This is a genomic window from Mesorhizobium sp. YC-39 (assembly GCF_025753795.1).
In the GTDB taxonomy this organism is placed as follows: Bacteria; Pseudomonadota; Alphaproteobacteria; order Rhizobiales; family Rhizobiaceae; genus Mesorhizobium.
Map to the genome: position 1 here is coordinate 284,979 of NZ_JAOWPS010000004.1, position 18,649 is coordinate 303,627.

19 protein-coding genes are annotated in these 18,649 nt (G+C 63.4%); 12 read left to right on the plus strand and 7 right to left on the minus strand.

The window, feature by feature from the left end:
* Positions 1-219 precede the first annotated feature (219 nt).
* From OHD62_RS22710 to OHD62_RS22720, 3 genes are all read left to right on the plus strand, one after another.
* Positions 220-408 carry a hypothetical protein gene (locus OHD62_RS22710; RefSeq protein WP_263787336.1) on the plus strand — a complete coding sequence of 63 codons (189 nt, stop codon included), beginning with the start codon at positions 220-222 and terminating at the stop codon, positions 406-408.
* A gap of 180 nt (positions 409-588) precedes the next feature.
* Positions 589-1,398, plus strand: a complete 810-nt coding sequence (locus tag OHD62_RS22715; RefSeq protein ID WP_263787337.1) for a class I SAM-dependent methyltransferase — start codon at positions 589-591, stop codon at positions 1,396-1,398.
* A gap of 133 nt (positions 1,399-1,531) precedes the next feature.
* Positions 1,532-1,837 (plus strand): hypothetical protein, encoded by a 306-nt coding sequence (locus tag OHD62_RS22720; RefSeq protein WP_107650992.1) that lies wholly within the window; start codon positions 1,532-1,534, stop codon positions 1,835-1,837.
* A gap of 43 nt (positions 1,838-1,880) precedes the next feature.
* Here the strand turns inward: OHD62_RS22720 and OHD62_RS22725 are convergent, their stop codons facing one another.
* Both OHD62_RS22725 and OHD62_RS22730 read right to left on the minus strand, forming a co-directional pair.
* Complete coding sequence (locus tag OHD62_RS22725) at positions 1,881-2,513, minus strand: glutamine cyclotransferase (protein WP_263787342.1); 633 nt, start codon at positions 2,511-2,513, stop codon at positions 1,881-1,883.
* Positions 2,514-2,550: 37 nt separating this feature from the next.
* Positions 2,551-3,771 (minus strand): helix-turn-helix domain-containing protein, encoded by a 1,221-nt coding sequence (locus OHD62_RS22730; protein ID WP_263787344.1) that lies wholly within the window; start codon positions 3,769-3,771, stop codon positions 2,551-2,553.
* A 113-nt stretch (positions 3,772-3,884) separates the two neighbouring features.
* Between OHD62_RS22730 and OHD62_RS22735 the strand changes: the two genes are divergently transcribed.
* A complete protein-coding gene (locus tag OHD62_RS22735) occupies positions 3,885-4,628 on the plus strand; it encodes a DUF899 domain-containing protein (RefSeq protein WP_263787346.1) in 744 nt (247 codons plus the stop codon).
* Between the two features lie 107 nt (positions 4,629-4,735).
* A complete protein-coding gene (locus tag OHD62_RS22740; protein ID WP_263787348.1) occupies positions 4,736-5,029 on the plus strand; it encodes a hypothetical protein in 294 nt (97 codons plus the stop codon).
* A gap of 101 nt (positions 5,030-5,130) precedes the next feature.
* Here OHD62_RS22740 and OHD62_RS22745 read toward each other — a convergent pair whose 3' ends face one another.
* On the minus strand, positions 5,131-5,985 hold the full coding sequence (locus OHD62_RS22745) for an aldo/keto reductase (protein ID WP_263787350.1): 855 nt from the start codon (positions 5,983-5,985) through the stop codon (positions 5,131-5,133).
* Between the two features lie 224 nt (positions 5,986-6,209).
* Here OHD62_RS22745 and OHD62_RS22750 point away from each other — a divergent pair, with 224 nt between their 5' ends.
* Together OHD62_RS22750 and OHD62_RS22755 are read left to right on the plus strand one after the other, a co-directional pair.
* Positions 6,210-6,845, plus strand: a complete 636-nt coding sequence (locus OHD62_RS22750) for an ankyrin repeat domain-containing protein (RefSeq protein WP_263787352.1) — start codon at positions 6,210-6,212, stop codon at positions 6,843-6,845.
* A 412-nt stretch (positions 6,846-7,257) separates the two neighbouring features.
* On the plus strand, positions 7,258-8,718 hold the full coding sequence (locus OHD62_RS22755) for a hypothetical protein (RefSeq protein WP_263787354.1): 1,461 nt from the start codon (positions 7,258-7,260) through the stop codon (positions 8,716-8,718).
* A gap of 46 nt (positions 8,719-8,764) precedes the next feature.
* On the opposite strand, the gene OHD62_RS22760 is transcribed toward OHD62_RS22755, so the two are convergent.
* On the minus strand, positions 8,765-10,294 hold the full coding sequence (locus tag OHD62_RS22760) for a winged helix-turn-helix domain-containing tetratricopeptide repeat protein (RefSeq protein WP_263787356.1): 1,530 nt from the start codon (positions 10,292-10,294) through the stop codon (positions 8,765-8,767).
* Here OHD62_RS22760 and OHD62_RS22765 point away from each other — a divergent pair.
* Complete coding sequence (locus tag OHD62_RS22765) at positions 10,294-10,614, plus strand: hypothetical protein (RefSeq protein WP_263787358.1); 321 nt, start codon at positions 10,294-10,296, stop codon at positions 10,612-10,614. The genes OHD62_RS22760 and OHD62_RS22765 overlap by 1 nt on opposite strands.
* Positions 10,615-10,693: 79 nt before the next feature.
* Here OHD62_RS22765 and bla read toward each other — a convergent pair whose 3' ends face one another.
* The gene (gene bla, locus OHD62_RS22770) at positions 10,694-11,590 is read right to left on the minus strand and encodes a class A beta-lactamase (protein ID WP_263787360.1); all 897 of its coding nucleotides are present in this window, start codon (positions 11,588-11,590) and stop codon (positions 10,694-10,696) included.
* A gap of 116 nt (positions 11,591-11,706) precedes the next feature.
* Positions 11,707-12,867 carry a class C beta-lactamase gene (gene ampC, locus OHD62_RS22775; RefSeq protein ID WP_263787363.1) on the minus strand — a complete coding sequence of 387 codons (1,161 nt, stop codon included), beginning with the start codon at positions 12,865-12,867 and terminating at the stop codon, positions 11,707-11,709.
* A 101-nt stretch (positions 12,868-12,968) separates the two neighbouring features.
* On the opposite strand from ampC, the gene OHD62_RS22780 reads away from it, so the two are divergent.
* Complete coding sequence (locus OHD62_RS22780) at positions 12,969-13,889, plus strand: LysR family transcriptional regulator (protein ID WP_263787365.1); 921 nt, start codon at positions 12,969-12,971, stop codon at positions 13,887-13,889.
* 55 nt (positions 13,890-13,944) lie between these two features.
* Here OHD62_RS22780 and OHD62_RS22785 read toward each other — a convergent pair whose 3' ends face one another.
* On the minus strand, positions 13,945-14,574 hold the full coding sequence (locus tag OHD62_RS22785) for a TetR/AcrR family transcriptional regulator (RefSeq protein WP_263787367.1): 630 nt from the start codon (positions 14,572-14,574) through the stop codon (positions 13,945-13,947).
* A 325-nt stretch (positions 14,575-14,899) separates the two neighbouring features.
* Between OHD62_RS22785 and OHD62_RS22790 the strand changes: the two genes are divergently transcribed.
* From OHD62_RS22790 to OHD62_RS22800, 3 genes are read left to right on the plus strand one after another with little or no spacing between them, the layout of a single operon-like run.
* Positions 14,900-15,379, plus strand: coding sequence for a (2Fe-2S)-binding protein (locus OHD62_RS22790; protein WP_263787369.1), 480 nt, complete (start codon positions 14,900-14,902; stop codon positions 15,377-15,379).
* Positions 15,376-16,359, plus strand: a complete 984-nt coding sequence (locus tag OHD62_RS22795) for an FAD binding domain-containing protein (protein WP_263787370.1) — start codon at positions 15,376-15,378, stop codon at positions 16,357-16,359. Before OHD62_RS22790 ends, OHD62_RS22795 begins: the two co-directional genes overlap by 4 nt.
* Complete coding sequence (locus tag OHD62_RS22800) at positions 16,356-18,647, plus strand: xanthine dehydrogenase family protein molybdopterin-binding subunit (RefSeq protein ID WP_263787372.1); 2,292 nt, start codon at positions 16,356-16,358, stop codon at positions 18,645-18,647. The genes OHD62_RS22795 and OHD62_RS22800 overlap by 4 nt, the downstream gene beginning before the upstream one ends.
* Positions 18,648-18,649 lie beyond the last annotated feature (2 nt).

Below are 18,649 nucleotides of genomic sequence, written 5' to 3' on the forward strand. Positions count from 1 at the left end.
CAGGGTCCGGGCCATTCAAGCAAAAACCCGCCCCAGTTCTCCGGAGCGGGTCTGTTGCCTGAGGCGGAACTCGACACATGGCCCGCTACAATGATGGTCGCCGCGAGCCGGTGAAGATCGGGATAACCGACAATTTGATTCAAGTCCGGCTGTGGATATTTGCTTTCGGGTAAAGCGACTCGGCCATCCTTGCCAGACGGTGGGCAATAAGGAGAAGCCATGAAAAGCGACTTTGCCGCCGCGCACCTTCATCTTGAACGAGCCTGTCACTACCTGCGCGGCGACGACGAGACGAGCAGCGAGGTTCGTACTGCTTTGGATCTTCTGATCGAGGCAATTGTCGCGGCTCAGTATATGCGGCCGGTCGCCGACGTGGTCGAGTTTCCCAGATCGGCAAGGTTGCGATAGCCCGCGATCGTCCCGCTGCGGCGGCGCGAAGTCAGCCGATCAGTCATACGTTTCAGTTCGTCGCAGTCCCTGATATCGAACGCCATTTGGCTCCCACTTCCTGGTCCTCTGGTCCAGGGAGGCGGGCGGGCGTATCCTTGCCGGATTCAATGTTTGGGATTGTCTGGGGAGGAGATGGCGATGGTTGAGGCAGCGCGTCACGACGCCTGGCAGGCGGGGGACAGCTACGACCTCTATATGGGGCGGTGGAGCCGTCAGATCGCTCCCCTGTTCCTCGATTGGCTCGATCCGGCGGAAGGTCTGGACTGGCTGGAGGTGGGTTGCGGGACCGGGGCGCTTTCGGCAGCCATTCTGGCGCGTTGCAACCCCAGGAGCCTGGTGTCGCTGGATCCGTCGGAGGGCTTTCTCGCCAAGGCGCGTAAAAACGTGGCGGATGAACGTGTCGCATTTCTCGCAGGCGACGCGCAGGCCCTGTCCGTGGAATCGGGCAGCCAGGACATGGTCGTGTCGGCACTGGTCCTCAACTTCATCCCGGGCAAGGAGAAGGCGCTCGCCGAAATGCGGCGGGTCGCCCGCAGCGGAGCGACGGTTGGCTTCTATGTATGGGATTATCCCGGCGGTGGCGTGGAATTCATGCGCGCCTTCTGGACCGCAGCGAAGGCCCTTGACCCCGCTGCCGCCGACCTCACCGAGGATCGGCGCTTTCCATTCTGCACGCCCGACGGGCTGACCGATCTCGCAGGCAAGGCCGGCCTCGTTTCCGTCGACTGCACCAAGATCGAGGTGCCGGCCGTGTTCAGGGATTTCGAGGACTATTGGCACCCCTTCACCCTGGGCGCGGGACCAGCACCCGGCTACTGCATGAGCCTTGCACCGCAAGCGCGCCGGAGATTGATGGAGAGCCTCCGCGACAGCCTGCCGCGCGGCGAGGACGGGTCCATTCCCATGAAAACGAGGGCCTGGGCGGTCAGGGCCAGGGTTGCCCTCTGACCGCGAGACCTCGTCGCGCTGGGCATGCAGGCCGGCGACGATATCCGCGCTTCCTTGCAAAGTTCGGGTTGACCGCTCCGGGGCGCAAAGCGACACTCCACCTTGATGGACGCGCAGGATGCAGGAGAATGCAATGGACGAGCCCGATCGTTGGCGTCACATGGCGAGCGCGCCAAGGGATGGCAGCCGGATCCTGGTCACGGTCAGGCCGTCCGAGCAGGGGCCGGCGGAAGTCGACCTGGCCTACTGGTCGCGCGCCGACCAGTTCGGCGCCGAGGGCTGGCGCGCCTCCGACTCCTCGCCCGGACGCGTGGTCGAATATGCCGAGCCGGAGCTGAAATGCTGGATGCCGCTGCCGTCAGCCAATCTGAGCAGGGGGTCGATGCCTTCACCCTGGGAAGGCGAGGACGTGCCACTGCTCGATGGCTCCGGGATTTGAGGCGAACGGGCAAGCTCACGCTATAGGCGCGAGCCGCCGCGGCTCATTTGGGCCGGCGTACCGCTCTCACCATGCCGCCGGGTCCGCTGCCGCAGAAGAAACAGTCGCCGCCATCGGATTCGAGCCCGGACACGCCAGTGCCGGCCGGCATGTCCAGCCGCTGAAGAACCTCGCCGGTCTGCGGGTCGACCCGCCGCACATCGCTGTGGTCGCCCTCCCATGTGCCATGCCACAGCTCGCCGTCAACCCATGTCACCCCGGTGACGAAGCGGTTGGATTCGATGGTGCGAAGGATCGCCCCTGTCTCGGGGTCGATCTGGTGGATCTTGCGGTCGCGGTTCTGCCCCACCCAGAGCGTGCCTTCGGCCCAGGTCAGCCCGGAATCGCCGCCGCCGCCAGGCGCCGGTATGGTGGCCAGCACCTGACCGGTGTCCGGGTCGATCTTCTGGATCCGGTCCTTGGCGAGCTGGAACAGGTGCCGTCCGTCATAGGCGGTGCCGGCGTGTGCTGCGACATCGATCGAGCGCAGCGTCTCGCCACTCGCGGGATCGAAGGCGATCAGCTTGTCGCCCGAGGCAAACCAGACATTGTTTCCGTCAAAGCTCACTCCATGCACTCTCTCCACCCCCGGAAAGGGCCCGTATTCGCGCAGGATTTCGGCCGCTGAATGTTTCATGTCTTTGTCCTCGCCAAGATAATCGGTGATGCCTTGTTTAACCATTCGGCAGCGGCGCCGGGAGTAACAAGGTGGTCGTGAATCCGGCCACTGGCGGCGTCATCCAGCGGCGCGCCCGCCCGTGCCCGAACGACTGAACCTTGCCGGCCTCGGCGAGTTGCTCAAGCGCCCGCTGCACGCTGCGCTGTCCCGCGCCAAGCGCCAGCGCCAGCGCCGAGCTCGCCCAGGATTCGCCGTCGGCAAGGAAGGCAAGCACCGCCGCGTGCCGCTCTTCGATCGGCCGCGCCAGCACCACCACTTCGCCGGCATGGCGCGGCGTCATCGCAAAACCTCGGCTTGTCGCGCCAATATCGGCCAGCATCCGCAGTTCCGCGCGCAGCCTGCCGATCTCGACCCGCAGCCGCGCGCGATGCGATTCATCGGCGTGCCTGCCGCCAAAGGCCCGCGCGATAAGCGTCGCTCTCGACACATCCCCAGGCCAGGCCTCGGCCAATGCGCGCGCCAGCGCAAACAGCACCGGGCGCGTTGCCAGCGAGACCGTGGTTTCCTGCTTGCGCGCGACATAACGGAAGCTATCGACGATCAGCGCCGGCGACGCCTGCAATGCCTCGACTTCTTCGAGCAGCAGCGGACGTTCCTCACCCTGTGCGATCAGCCGGGCCGCCGGCGTGTCCAGCGCCAGGAATGCGCTGTCGACCTCCGCCATAAGGCCCGGGATGCCGGCCTGGCGGGCGGCGTGGCGTGCCCACTCCAGCGCAGTGCGCGCTTTTCTCGTCTTGAGGCGCCGCATTGCGATGCCGGCGACAGCCAGTTCGTGCGCGGCTCTTGAGGCCGGCGGAAGTGGCGCCGGATCGAGCCCGGCCAGCACATGCTCGGCCTCGTCGAGCCGGCCGATCAGCAGCAGGCGCCGCACTTCGAGGTGTCCGGCATGCGCGGCGTTCAGCCGGTCGCCATGCTTTTCCAGCGTTGCCCGTGCCGTGTCGAGCGCCTTGGCCGGCCAGCCGAGGTCACGCGAGACCAGCGCGATCTCGGCCTCGGCGACGATGCATCTGGCGCGCGCCACCGCTTCCTTCGGGCCGAAGGCGCGGACGGCCCGCCGCAACAGCACCTTGGCGCGATCGAGGTCGCCGAGCTGGGCCATGGCGATACCGCGCAGGGCGAGTGCCGGCGCGTCCTCGCGCAAGGCGACGCGGTCGAGCGCGCCAAGCGGATCACCCGCCGCCAAAGCCAGTGCCGCGGCCGTGATCAGGGAGTCCATTCAAATCCCGTCACACTTGTAACTCCCACCTTTCCACGTCACGGCCTTACCCTACCTCACCAGCAACAACACGTCGCCACGGCGCGACGACAGACTGGCAAAGGAGAAGACCAATGACCATCGCAATGAAGACACCACCTGTTGTTTCGCAGCAAGCGTGGGAGGCCGCGCGCGAAGAGCTGCTGGTGAAGGAAAAGGCCACGCTCCGCGCCAAGGACGCGCTTGCCGCCGAGCGGCGGCGCATGCCGTGGATGGCGGTGGAGAAGGCGTATACGTTCGAGGGGCCTGACGGGAAAGCGAGCCTGCTCGACCTGTTCGAGGGCCGCCGTCAGCTGATCGTCTACCGCGCCTTCTTCGAGCCGGGGGTCTATGGCTGGCCCGATCACGCTTGCCGAGGCTGTTCGCTGGGGGCCGATCAGGTCGGCAATCTCGCCCATCTGAACGCCCGCGACACCACGCTCGTCTACGCCTCGCGTGCGCCGCAGGCCGACATTGCGCGGCTGAAGAAGCGGATGGGCTGGGATATGCCCTGGTACACCATCACCGACAGTTTTGACGCCGACTTCGGTGTCGATGAGTGGCACGGCCACAATGTGTTCATCCGCGACGGCGACCGCATCTTCCGCACCTATCTCATCAACAGCCGCGGCGACGAGGCGATGGGCACGGTCTGGAGCTATCTCGACGCGACGCCGCTCGGCCGCCAGGAGGTGTGGGAGGACTCGCCCGAAGGCTATCCCCAGACCCCGACCTACAAATGGTGGAACTGGCACGACAATTACGACGCCGCGCCCGACAAGAAATGGGCCGAGGTGTCCGATGCCGGCGAGGCAGCGTTCCGAGACAAGGACGACTAGGGCGGTGGATTTGGCGGGAGCGCCCGGCGCCGTTCACCAGCGGCGCCGGAGCCCCGCTCCCGTTGGCTCGCGCCCAGTTGCGCAGCCGCAATTGCAGGAGACGGATGATGAGCTTGATTCATACAGAGGCCGGCAGCGCGCTTCCCAGCGAAAACGCAAACGCGGCCGGCGCGGCGGCCCCCGGCATTGCCGACTGGCTGTGCCTTGCCGCGGCACCGACCTTCGCCCTGATGGCGCTGCTCACCATTGTCAGCGGCGATGCAGCGATGCTGTGCATGGGCGCCAATGCTTCGCCGCTCACCGGCCTGCCTCTAACCGGAATGCCGGCGATGTACCTGTTGATGAGCGCCTTTCATCTGGCGCCCTGGCTGAGGGTGATTTCCGGCCGGCAGGCCCAATAGGAGCCTGTTCCAGCTCTCGCCTTGGCGCTGCAGGCGAGGCCACCAGTCTCCTCACTTGCGGGAGATCGGCAGCTTCGCTGTCGGCTCTTCGAGCAGGTCTTTCAGAACAGGAAAGCGGCCGTGGCGGGGTTCGGTCCGGTGCGGCCGTCGGGCGAATCCATGCCCCGGATGGCCTCGAGGTCGTTCGGTCCCAGCTCGAAATCGAAGACATCGAAGTTGTCGGCGATGCGCTCCTGACGGATCGACTTCGGAATGACGATCAGCCCCTCCTGGAGGTGCCAGCGGATGATGATCTGGGCCACCGACTTGCCGTGCTTCCTGGCGATGCCTGCAAGGGTCGGGTCGCTCAGCAGCCGGCCGCTGCCCAGCGGGCTCCAGCTTTCGATGCGGATATCGTGCCGGGCATGAAAGTCCCTGATGTCGCGCTGCTGAAACCGGGGATGCAGTTCGATCTGGTTGACCGTGGGCGTGACGCCGGTCTCGCCGATGATCCGCTCCAAATGGTCCTGGTTGAAATTCGAGACGCCGATCGACTTGATGCGGCCTGCCTGCCTGAGTTCGATCAGCGTCTTCCATGCCTCGACATATTTGCCCTGACTGGGCACAGGCCAGTGGATCAGGAACAGGTCGATCTGGTCGATCCCGAGCTTGCTCATCGTCTCGTCGAAAGCCCGCAGGGCGGCGTCACGCTGATGCGCGCCATTGCGCAGCTTCGAGGTGATGAACAGCTCGCGTCTCGGAACGCTGGCCGCGCGGATTGCCCGTCCGACCCCTTCCTCGTTCTGGTAGCCCTCGGCGGTGTCGATCAACCTGTAGCCGGCCTCGATGCCCCAGCCCACGACTTGCGCCGTGATGGCCGGATCGACCTGCCACACGCCAAGGCCAATCTGGGGAATGACGGAGCCGTCGTTCAAGGCAATCTGTTCGGGTCTGTTCAGGGTAGATTGTTCAGGCATGTTCAAATCCTTCTGCATAATTCCGCCCGGCGCACGTCTTATCTAGTCCCGGCGACCGCCAAAGCCAGTCGATATCAGGAGAATGTGACGAAACGGACATGAGGCGCCCGATCTCGAGGCCCCCTTCGAGCTGTCATCGCTTCAAGCCACAATGGATTTTGGGGGTTCTCCCTGCAGTCGCGGATTGTATGGTAGTCTGCGGGAATATCCTGGAGGCGGCTGCATTGACCAATAGCGTGGAAACCGAAGAGGCAAGTGGTTGGTCTGACCTGCTGGTCGCTGCGGAAAAAGGCGATGCGCAGGCCGTCCGATCGGAACTGGCGGCCGGCGCCGATATCAACGAAATAGACGAAGGCGGCTGGTCGGCCCTTCATCTTGCAGCCCTCAATGCCCGCATCGCGGCGGTCGAAGCGTTGATCGAACACCCGGCAATCGATGTGAATTCTAGGAACAAATGGAAGAGCACGCCTTTGAGCCTGGCTTCGGCCAGGGGCCACCACGACTGTGTTTCGGCCCTCGTCAAACATCCTGAGATAGAGCTCGATGCACGGGCTGACTACTACGGCAGAACGGCGCTGATTGAAGCAGCAAAGAACGGGCATCTGGATGTCGTCAAGTTACTTCTGGAGAATGGTGCCGACGTAAACCTGACGGACAAGACAGGACGAAACAACGCGCTCATCGAGGCTATCAAGGGGCGGCATTACGAGATCGCGGAATATCTGCTGAGTTCCGGGAAAGTGAACTTTCTCAACAAGGAGATGAGGTTGAACGCCCTGATCTGGGCTGGCAGCAGCCGTAACCGTCACCTTATCGAAAAGCTGGAAGCCGCGATCCATACTTTCTTCGAGGGCAAGTAGCCGCCTCGCCGCAGAAAGACCTGGCCCGATGATTGCCGCTTGCCCGCTCCGGCAGGCCGAGCCTCCAACCGTGACGAGAATGTCGACCTCTCTCAGCTAGAAGCCAAGCGGCCCTACGCGATTAAGTTGTAATGGAGGCGCAATGCTTAGCCGGCTTCACTGTAAGTGCGCCGAGTATTTACGTTTTTCATTTCCACCTTCATCTGCGAGGATGACGGCCGCATCGCGGTTTGTGTCATTCGAACGGACGAGGACATTAGCCAAGCCTGTGCCTAGCGTGGACTTGGCCTCATGCGGCCTCATGCGCTCACATCGGGAGAGAGGATGAGTTTGTATCCGGCCTGTAGGGGAGGCGAGGATCAAGCCTTGAAAGCTCCCTTCCTGGTGGCGTTGTACGAGAGGGAGTCCGGTTATGAAGTTCAAAGCTCTGATAAAGCGTGCCGAGGTTGTGGATGGAGCGTTCGAGCAGCTCGAATCCGATCTGGCGAATGCGTTCGATGAATGTATCAACCTGGACGATGAATGGCCGCCGGAGGGCGAGGTCGGTATCTCGGACGAAAATCTCGCGGCAAGGAATGACAACGCGCTGCTTGAGTACAATCCGCAGTCTGAGGACAATGCGCCGCCTGAGGACAATTCGGGCGAAACCGCGCGGCGGCTGACTTCCCACACCCAAACCCGACTGGCTGCATTGAATGCCGTCGATGAGCTCTTCCACGATGCGCAGGACTATATGGGGGAGATCAATGCGAAGCTGTCGGAGATCGCGACCTCGCATCACCTGACAGGCGAATATTTGAAGCTTCTTCACGGAGACATTCTCCGCGCCAATGAATTGGAACTGGCAAATGCCAGCCTGACCACGCAGCAAAGAGCGCTGTCGGACCAGCTTCACGATGCGACCAAAAAACAGCGTGAGCGCGACAGCGCCATCGAAGCCCTGCAGCAGCGTGAAACAAGCCTGATCGAGGACAAGGAGGCGCTTCGCGGTGCGCTGGCCGCGGCAAGGCTTGAACTGGTCGTGGCAGGCAATGCGAGCGCGAAACGCGAGGCGGAGTTCGGCGACCTCGTCAAAACGATTTCGGCCAAGACGGTCGAGGTCGACAGGCGCTCGCGCGAGAACGAGATGCTGCGGGAAAAGCATGTCAGCCTTTCGATCGACCTCGACAAGGCGCTGAAGCGGGAAGCCGAGGCGCGTCACAGGCTGGATGAACTGTCGACGATCCACGCCAATGACGCGGCGCGGCTTGCCGACCTGCTGGCTGCGCTCGGCAAAAGCGAAAAAGAGGAGATGCGGCTGCAGAAATCGCTCGATAGCGCGCAAGCCAAGCTCTCGGAAATGACCGAAGCGGCGCGTATCAGGGAAGGCGACAAGGAAGCCGAGCTGCAACGCAGCCTGGCCGAGATGAGCGGCCTGCGGTCTGAAATTCAGGGCCTGCAATCGCGATTGGAGCTTGCCTCGCACGAGAATAGCGAAGCCGCCAGCGAGATCGCCAGGCTCAAGGCCCAATGGAGCGATGCTGTTGCCGAAAAGCAGATCGCGGAGCAGAAATTGTCCGCGCTCATCAAGGAGAATGAGCACGACAAGATGAACCTTTCGACGGTGAGCGCGAACCTTTCACAGCTTTCCCTGCAGCAGGCATCCGAACAGATCCAGCACGATGTCCAGAGACAGGAGTGTGAGGATCTGCGCGCCGAAGTGGCAGCGCTCAATGCCCGGGTCAAGGAGCTGTTGCCCTATGAGCGGCTCCACAAGGTGACAAACGCCAGGTCGCGCGAAGACACCGTGGTCGAGATCGCCGGCGTGGTGGCGGAGAAGGCGCGCGCCACCAGCAGGCGGCGCGTCCGTCCAAGCCTGCGCGCGGCATCATAAAAGGCGCGGCCGTCACGAGCCGGCGCCAGGAACCAGTGGCGTCGGTCTACTCATGGGTTCCGGCCTCATAGGCTGCAAGTGCTTTGGCGACGCCGGCAACGAGGTGTTCAACATCGCTCGCATGTTCGAAGGCGATCCCGGTTTGCGCAAACTCCAGTGGCGAATAGTCAGGCGCTATCCGCTTGACCTCTGCCATGATGCGCTGAGCTTCCTCCAGGTCGCCGAGTTGCGCGTGGCACCCCGCCAGCCTTGTCAGTCGCCAGGGGGTCTTCGAGGGGACCTTGGACATGCTGACAAGCGCAGCCTTGTAATCTCCAGCCGAGTATAGCGCGATGGCGCGATCATAGTGGTACCAGTCTGGATGGATCGGGTTGATCCGTATCGCATTGTCAAGCGCCACGAGCGCTTCAAGAGGCCTGCCTCTCATCGTCAGCAAGAACCCCATTTGCGTAATCGTATCGGCGTCATATGGATTGAGGTCGAGCGCGCGTTGAAGGTGATATTCAGCCGCATCGAACCGACGGGAATAGATTAAAGCCTGGGCGAGTACCCGATGGCAGCGTGGCTCTTCCGGCGCCAGGGTCACCGCACACTCCGCGCGGTCGATCACCGAACCAAGCGCTTCCGGGGATGCCTCGGCATAGCCACCGATAATGAGATCGGCGAGCGCGATGTAAGAATGCGCCAGTGCATAGGTCGGATCCTTTTCGACCGCCGCCTGGAAAAGACCGCGCGCAGCCTGGTTGTCATCATCACCATAACCGCGCAGACGGGCCAGTCCGCGCAGCAGAAGCTCGTATGCAGCCAAGCTGTCAGGAGGTTTTGGGGATGCCTGCTTGACACCTGCGTCGTCGAGCCGAGCGACCAGCCGGTTCACCACACGGCGGGCGATTTCTTCCTGTATGTCGAAGATCTGACCGCCAGACGCAGAAAAGGTATCGCTCCACAGGACTCCACCCGTCGAGGCGGCAATGAGACTGAGGGTAACCCGCATGCCGTCTGCGCGAGTTGTCGCCCTGCCGCGAACCAGATAGGTTGCGCCAAGGCTGTCGCCAACGGCACGCCAATCGGAAGCCGCATCCGAGACGAATGCAAATCCGGAATTGCGCGCCAGCACGACGACCGTTCCGAAGCGCGCCAACGCGTTGACGATGTCTTCGGCAAAGCCGTCCACCAGAGGGGTGTCCTCCGGCGCACCTTCATTGGTGAAACGCAGCACCGCAACGCTCGGCTGTCCAGCGTGCTCTTGCTTTGGCGCCTCGAGACAAGAAAGGACGTAGCCCCGTTTGGCAACCGTACGGATAATGGTTTGGCTTTCGTCCTGCAGCGCCTTTCGCAACTCCCTCACAGCCTGCGTCAGTGAGTCTTCGGTCACGAAGACATCGGGCCACACCGCTGACATCAGTTCCGACTTGGTCGCGACACGCCCGACATTTCTGCTGAGATAGGTCAACAGATCAAACGCCTTGGAGCGCAGTGCAACCGGTTTCCCGTCGCGCAGCAGCAACCCGCGGGCAAGATCAAGCTCGCAACTGCCAAGTGCCAGTAGTACGTTCCCTGGGTTTTCTTGCGACATTGAATGCCGATCTGACCAGCTCGACCAAACGCTGCCTGATTGGGGTCTCAATCGGCGCGAACGTCAAGGGATCAGGAGAATTTGGTTCGCCTTTACTTTGGCTGGAAGTCATGCGCCTCTCCATGGCGATGATCTCCAGCATTTCGAACATTGTTCCAGGCATGGGTGCACAAGGCGACGCAGCCATGACGGTGGACGCAAATTCCAGGAGTTCCTGCCGAGCGGCTTGGCGCGTGTTCTCATTCGGTGACATGTTCGACCTCCGTTCGTTCTTGAGAACAATGAAGCCGGAGATCGAGCGCGTACCGGAAGATTTCTGAAATTCTGCTGAATCTTGCGGCTCGGTCCGCACCCAAAATGACGGCGCCGCCCCACGGCCGGCGCCGCTTCGCGGTCAAGTCATCGCGCAAACGTCTCGACGATGATGCGTGCCACATCTGCATGTACCGCCTCGCGTTCTGCGCGAGGAGCGGTAGACCCGGTGTAATAGACGGCGGCAAGAATGGGGGCGCCTGCCGGTGGCCACAGGATCGCAACTGTGTTCGTCGACCCGTTGTCGCCGCTGCCGGTCTTATCGCCGATGCCCCAATTGGCAGGCAGACCGGCGCGAATTCGAGCCGCCCCGACCTTGTCCTCGATCAGCCAGGCCTCGATGCGCTTGCGCGATGCCGGAGACAGCACGTCGCCCAGCAGAATGCGCCTGGCCAGCCCAAGCATCGCCCTTGGGCTGGTTGTGTCGCGTTTGTCACCAGGGATGGACGTGTTCAAAGTGGGCTCCGTACGATCAAGCCGAGTGACGTCGTCACCGAGCGAGCGTGCGAACCGGGTGAGGCCGCCCGGGCCGCCAAGCACCCTGAGCAAGAGGTTCCCGGCGGTGTTGTCGCTCCACGCCACCGCTGCGGCGCAGACATCCTCCAGCTTCATGCCGTCCTGAAGGTGCTGCTTGGTGATCGGAGAGTATCCGGGTTCGATATCGGCCTCGGTATAGGCGATCCTGTCGTCGAGCTTCGCCTTGTCGTCATCGACCTGCTTGAGCACCCCGGCCGCGGCCAGGAATTTGAAGGTGCTGGTGATCGGAAACAGTTCGTCCGCCCGGTACTCGAGCCTGGTGTCGGTCTCGGTGTCGAGAACCATCACGCCAAGGCGCCCGCCATTCTTGGCTTCGAGCGCCGCGACCGCCTTGGCCGCGGCAAGAATGCTGTTCTCGCCAGGCCGCTCCGTCGCCTGAAGCCGGGCGATCGGCAAGAGTGCGAATGCACCGAAAAGCGTTGCACGCCGAGTGATCGAGAGGGTCATTTGGTTCTCCATTTTTGGGCATAGATGCGCGGCCACGGGGCGGGCTCGCCCGTGAAAATTTGCGTTTGTGTTGAGGGGTTCGGGGGACGCAGCGTCGCTGCGATCAGATAGCCAGCCTATTCAGCAAGCCGTGACAGCACGAGGTAGGCAGCCTTGACCCGCGCATCGTTCGGATAGTTCTTGTTGGCGAGCATCACGATGCCGATCTTTTTTGCCGGGACGTAGGCGACATAGGTGCCGAAGCCGTTGGTGGACCCGGTCTTGTTGAGGATCACATCTCCTCGTGGAGCCATAGGCGGATCGATCGCGGCCGCCGGGATGGAGGCCAGCATTTTCGACGAGTTGCCGGCGACAATCTTCGCCAGCTCGACCGGATAGGGGTATTGCTCCCAGATCAGATCCTGGATGAGCTCACCAGAGCGGAAGTACCCGGTGTGCGTGGCATCGATCGCACGCGCGACATTATCCGGCACCTTGCCGATGCCCATGTTCACTTCAAGGAAGCGGATCATGTCGACCGTGTTCGACTTGACCCCATAAGCCTCGGTCGCGAGCAGGGCAGGGGTGACCCGGGCAGGCTTGTCGGCGCGATTGTAGCCCCATGCGTAAGACTTCATCTCCGCCTTTGGCACATCGATGTATGTCCGCTGCAAGCCGAGCTCCGGGAACAACCGCTTTTCCATCAACGTCCGGAAGCTCGCACCCATGGCCTTGGCGGTGACCATGCCGAGCAGGCCCACACTGGGATTGGCATAGGTGCGATACATGCCGGGAGCAAATTGCGGTCTCCATTGGCGATAGTAGGCAATGAGCTGCTTCTGGTTCTTCACCGCATCGGGCAGTTGGAGCGGGAATCCGCCGGCCGTATGCGTGCCGAGGTCCAGCAGTCGCACATCGTCCAGCGCGCTGCCTTTCAGCTCGGGCATGTGCTTGCTGACGCTGTCGCCGAGCGACAGCTTGCCCTCGACCTCGGCATAGGCGGTCAGGGTCGCCGTGAAGGTTTTGCTGACCGAACCCAGTTCAAACAGCGTGTCGCGCGTGACGGCGGCCCTGGAATCCTTCGAGGCTACGCCGTAATCGATGAAATAGCGCTCGCCGTTCATCGTCACGGCGACGGCCAACCCCGGAATGCCGTATTGCGCGATCACCGGCTTCATCGCCTCGTCGACAGCCTGCCGCACCCTGTCGGCCTGGTCCGCGCCATGGGCGCCGGACAGCCCCATCAGCACAGTGGCGACGAGGTTGGACGCAATCCTTGTATACAGTCGGCTGGGCATTGGGCGGTTCCTTCGGTTTGGACGGTCGTGGTTTATGACCCCTTCGAACCGAGGGCAAACAATGATAAATCGGATCAGCTATTAGATTATCTTGGGCATCGATGGTTCGACCTTATCTGCCACTGAATGCGCTGCGGGCGTTTGAGGCCTCGGCCCGGCATCTCAGCTTCACACGAGCCGGGATCGAACTCGCGGTGACGCAGGCTGCGGTGAGCCAGCAGGTCCGATCGCTTGAACAGAGGTTGGGCATTCAGCTGTTCCGCAGACTTCCGCGCGGCCTCAAGATAACGGCGGAGGGCGAAGCCTTGCTGCCGATCGTCAGCGATGCCTTCGATCGCCTGGCAAGAACGCTCGGCCGCGTTGGATCGGCGAAGGTGCGCGAGCCGCTCGTCGTTGGAGCCGTCGGGACCTTCGCGGTCGGCTGGCTGCTGCCTCGGCTGGAGGATTTCCGGCGTGCCCATCCATTCGTCGAGCTCAGGCTTTCCACCAACAACAATCGCGTCGATATGGCGGCCGAAGGTTTGGATTTCTCCATCCGTTTTGGCAACGGCGCCTGGCATGGCCTTGATGCGACAGAGCTTTTCCAAGCACCGCTGACGCCGTTATGCACGCCCGAACTGGCGGCGACGCTGCATACGCCACAGGATCTGAGCGAGCTTACGCTCTTGCGCAGCTATCGCATGGACGAATGGAGCCGCTGGTTCGGGGCCGCCGGCACGGACGTTCCGCCGAACATTGCAGGTGCGATCGTATTCGATTCATCGCTCGCCATGATGGAGGCTGCAGAACAAGGGGTAGGTGTCGCCCTCGCTCCAGCGCTGATGTTCTCACGGCAATTGCGCAATGGTTCCATACGACGCCCGTTCCCGGCTGCCATTTCGCTCGGCAGCTATTGGCTGACCAAACTCAAGTCGAAGACGCCGACAGCCGCGATGCTGGCGTTCGCCGACTGGATTGCCGCGCAGGAGCCGGAGCCCCTCGATAGGCTGCATGCCGATGCGCCTTCGCTTTCTCAATCCTGAAGCGAAGTTTCGCCGTGGCCAGAGCATCCGGCCGCAATGAGCGGGGCGGGCGCGTTCACCTATCCTTCGCAGATTTCCCGGCTCCGAACCTCAAACCATCCATCAGCAGCTTGACCAACCGGCGCGAGCGGTCGCGCCAGTCCTTGGTGTCGGGCGCCGAATAGATGCCGCCGAGCGCGTGCAGGACGTCGGAGGCGTCGACGTCGCCGCGGATCGAGCCGTCGGCGATCGCGGCCTCGACCAGCCGGCGCAAGGCAAGTGTCACCCTGCCCGAAACGTCGGAGAACAGGGTGGAGTTGGTCGTGAACAGGATGCGCAGGCTCGTCGCCAGGCCACGCTTGGTGGCGATGTAGTCGACGAAGCGCTGCATCCATTGTTCCAGCGCGACGTCGGGCGGATGATGCAAAGCGAGTTCGTCGGCGGCAGCGCACAGGCCTTCCACTTCGCGCCGGTAGACCACCTCGACCAGATGTTCGCGTGTCGGAAAATGCCGGTAGAGCGTGCCGATGCCGACGCCGGCCTGGCGAGCTATCTCCTCCAGCGAGGCATCGACGCCATGCGTGGCAAAGGCCTTTGCCGCGGCCTCCACCAGCGTGTCACGATTACGCTGCGCATCGGCGCGCAGCTTTTTTGTCGCTGCGGCGTCGAGTTTGTCTTCAACGGTAACGGGCGGCTGCGAAGCCAATTTTTTCTCCACTCTCGAATATGGGGCTTGAACCCATGCGGGTCAGCCCCCACGTAATAAACGGAGGCGCCTCCGTTTTAGTGGAGCACCCTTATCATATAATCAGGGAGCCCGGTATGTCACGTGCTCAAAGCTTGCAAGACGGCGGAGCGCATAGTCTCCCCCTCGAGGGGGGAGACTATGCGCTCCGCCGCTTTCGCCAGTTGCCAAGGACGCCATCTCCCGCGCAGCCCCTTCACACCTAGCCATCTGGTGACCTTGCCGCCTCCCGACCAGGCACCAGATCATTCCCCCGCAGCGTCAAGCAACTGGAGCCAGACGCCCCATGACAAACCAGACCACAATCCATCTCACCATAAACGGACATCAACACGAACTGGAGATCGAGCCGCGCGTCACGCTGCTTGATGCCTTGCGCGACCATCTCGGCCTGACCGGAACCAAGAAGGGCTGCGACCAGGGCCAATGCGGCGCCTGCACTGTGCATGTCGACGGCCAGCGCGTGCTGGCCTGCCTCACGCTTGCCGCCCAGGTCGAGGGCAGGGCGGTGACCACCATCGAAGGGCTGGCCGAGGCAGATGGCACGCTGCACGCGGTGCAGGCAGCCTTCCTCGAACAGGATGCCTTCCAGTGCGGCTATTGCACGCCGGGACAGATCATGTCGGCGGTCGCCTGCATCCGTGAGGGCCATGCCGGCTCGGATGACGAGATCCGCGAATATATGGCCGGGAATCTGTGCCGCTGCGGCGCCTATCCACACATCGTCGCCGCCGTGCGCCAGGCAGCCACGGAGGTCGCGTCATGAGGGACTTTTCCTATCTGCGCGCCGGTTCGGTCGACGCGGCACGCCAGGCCTCGGCGCTGCCGGGCGCGATGCTGCTTGCCGGCGGCACCACGCTCATCGACCTCGCCAAATGCGGCGTCGCCGAGCCCGATACGCTGGTCGACATCACCCATCTCAAGGGGCTCGACGCGATCACGGTCGACGATCGTGGCGCCACGATCGGCGCGCTGGCGAAGATGAGCAGCATCGCCGACCATGCCGACATCAAGAGCCGGTTTCCAGCCGTCTCGGAGGCGCTGTGGCAAGCTGCCTCGGCGCAGATCCGCAACATGGCGACCATTGGCGGCAATCTGATGCAGCGCACGCGCTGCCCCTATTTTCGCGATAGGGAAAACTTCCCTGCCTGCAACAAGCGCACACCCGGCAGCGGTTGTTCGGCGATCGGCGGCGTCACGCGCGGCCATGCCGTGCTCGGCACCAGCGAAGCCTGCATCGCCACCTATCCCGGCGATCTCGCCGTTGCGCTGGTAGCCTTCGACGCGATCGTTCATCTCGGCGATCGCCAGGTTCAGGTCGAAGACTTCTTCCTGCTGCCGGGCACCACGCCCGACAAGGAACATGCGATCCAACAGGGCGAGGTGATCACCGCGATCAGCATTCCTGGCACACCTGCTGCCCGGCGCTCGACCTATCTCAAAGTTCGCGACCGGCAATCCTACGAATTTGCCGCCGCAAGTGCCGCCGTCGGCATCGAGTTCGAGGCGGACGGAAGGACGATCCGCGACTTGCGCGTAGCGCTCGGCGGCGTCGCCACCAAACCATGGCGGGCGCGTGCCGTGGAAGCGGCGCTGAAGGGCAAGGTGCTGGAGGCTGACGTAGTCAGGCGCGCCAGCCTGCTCGCCATGGAGGGCGCTGTCGACCATGGTGCCAACCATTACAAGATTGAACTGGCGCCGCGCGTCGTCGCCCGCGCCATCCTCAAAATGGGAGAAACGGCATGACCGTTCACATAACAAGACATGGTGATGCTTCCGACGGCACGGAAGCTGTCGGCAGCCGGCTGTCGCGCGTCGACGGCCCGGCCAAGATCACCGGTGCCGCCAAATATGCGGTCGAGCAGCAACTCGACGGCCTCGCTTACGCCGTGCTGATCGAAAGCACGATTGCCGCCGGCAAGGTGCGCTCGATCGACACGGAAGCTGCGGAAGCCGCACCTGGCGTTCTCACGGTGCTGACGCCGGACAACATCCCGCCGCTGAAAACCGCCTCGGACTGGTTGGGCACGCCGCCGCCGGACGCGCCCTATTGCCCGCTGGCGCGCGAGATCACCTTCAGCGGCCAGCATGTCGCGGCGGTGGTGGCCGAAACCTTCGAGCAGGCTGTCGCGGCCGCCGCACTCGCCCAGGTCAGCTATGACGAGGTGCCGGCCATCGTCGACCTCAGCGACGGCAACGCCGGCGACGGCATCCCTATCGACGCGATGACCAAGGCATGGGGTGATGCCGAGGCGGCGTTCGCCGCGGCCCCGGTCAGGATCTGCGCCGCCTACAACACACCGCGCGAATACCAGGCGCCGATGGAGCCGCATGGGCTGATCGCGCGCTGGCAGGGCGACCAACTGACGGTGTGGGAGCCGAGCCAATGGCTCGACGGCATGGCGCGCACCTATGCCGAATGGTTCGGCGTGCCGTTCGAGAATGTGCGGCTGGTCTCGCCCTATATTGGCGGCGGCTTCGGCTCCAAGGCACTGGCGCTCGGCCATGGCGCGGTGGCGGCGATTGCCGCAAGGATGCTCGACCGGCCAGTGAGACTGGTGATGACGCGGCCGCAGACCTTCACCGGTTATGGCGGGCGCGCCGCGACGCGGCAGACGGTGACGATCGGCGCCGACGCCGATGGAATAATCCAGTCGATCGTGCATCGCGGCGTCAATGAAACATCCATCGACGGCATGTGGGTCGAGCCATTGGGCTCAACCACCTCGATCATGTACGCGACGCCGAATTTTTCCTCGCGGCAGAATGTCGTGCGAGTGAATTCGGTAGTGCCAGGCGCCATGCGCGCACCGGGCGAGAATCCGAGCGCCTTCGGCATTGAGAGCGCCATCGACGAACTGGCCTATGAGGTCGGCGTCGATCCGCTGGAGATCCGGCTCCGGAACTATGCCGAGCAGGACCCGCACGCGAAGAAGGCGTGGTCGACAAGGCAGTTGCGCGAGGCCTACGCTGCCGGCGCCGAACGCTTCGGATGGTCGAAGCGGAGCCCCAAGCCACGCTCGATGCGCGACGGCAACCAGCTGATAGGCTGGGGCGTCGCCGCCGGCACCTATCCGGTGCGGCGCGCCTATGGCGAAGCCATGGTGCGCATTCTCGCCGATGGCTCGGTCGAGGTCGAAAGCTCGTCGATCGACATGGGGCAGGGCACCTACACGATCCTGGCGCAGACCGCCGCCGAAACGCTGGGCGTGCCGGCGGACAATGTCGTGGTCAAGCTCGGCGACTCCCGCTTTGCCCGCGCCGGCGTCACCGGTGGCTCGCGGCTGGCCGGGGTGATGACGGGCGCCGTGCACAAGGCGGCGAGTGCCGCGCTCGACGAGCTGGTCGGGCTGGCGATCTCGGATCCGCGCTCGCCGTTCCATGCGCTGCAGGCCAACACGCTGGTCGTCACCAATGGTCGCATCACCTCGCCGCGCGGCGAAGGCCCGGAGGTCTCGATCGCCGAGCTGCTCGCCAGCGTCGGGCGCGACCGGATCGAGGCCAAGGGCGACACCATGCCGGCCAATTCGACGGCCGAGGAGCGCTACAAGAACTACACCACCATCGCCATGGCGCTGCCGCACACCGAGGGCGATTATTCCAGGTATAGCTGGTGCGCGCATTTCATCGAGGTGCGCGTCGACGAGGATTTCGGCACGGTCAGGGTGTCGCGTGTGGTGTCGGCGCTGGATTCGGGGCGGCTCTACAATCCCAAGCTTGCCGAAAGCCAGTGGAAGGGCGGCATCATCATGGGCATCGGCCAGGCGCTGCTGGAGGAAGGCATCGTCGACCGCCGCCATGGCCGCATCGTCAACAACAACCTCGCCGACTACCTAGTGCCGACCAATGCCGACATTCCCGACATCGAGGTGATCTCGGTGGGCATTCCCGACCCGCATTCCTCGGTGCTGGGCGGCAAGGGCGTGGGGGAACTCGCCATCGTCGGCGTCGCGCCGGCGATCGCCAACGCGGTGTTCCACGCCACCGGCAAGCGGATCAGGGATCTGCCGATCACGCTGGAGAAGCTGATTTAGAC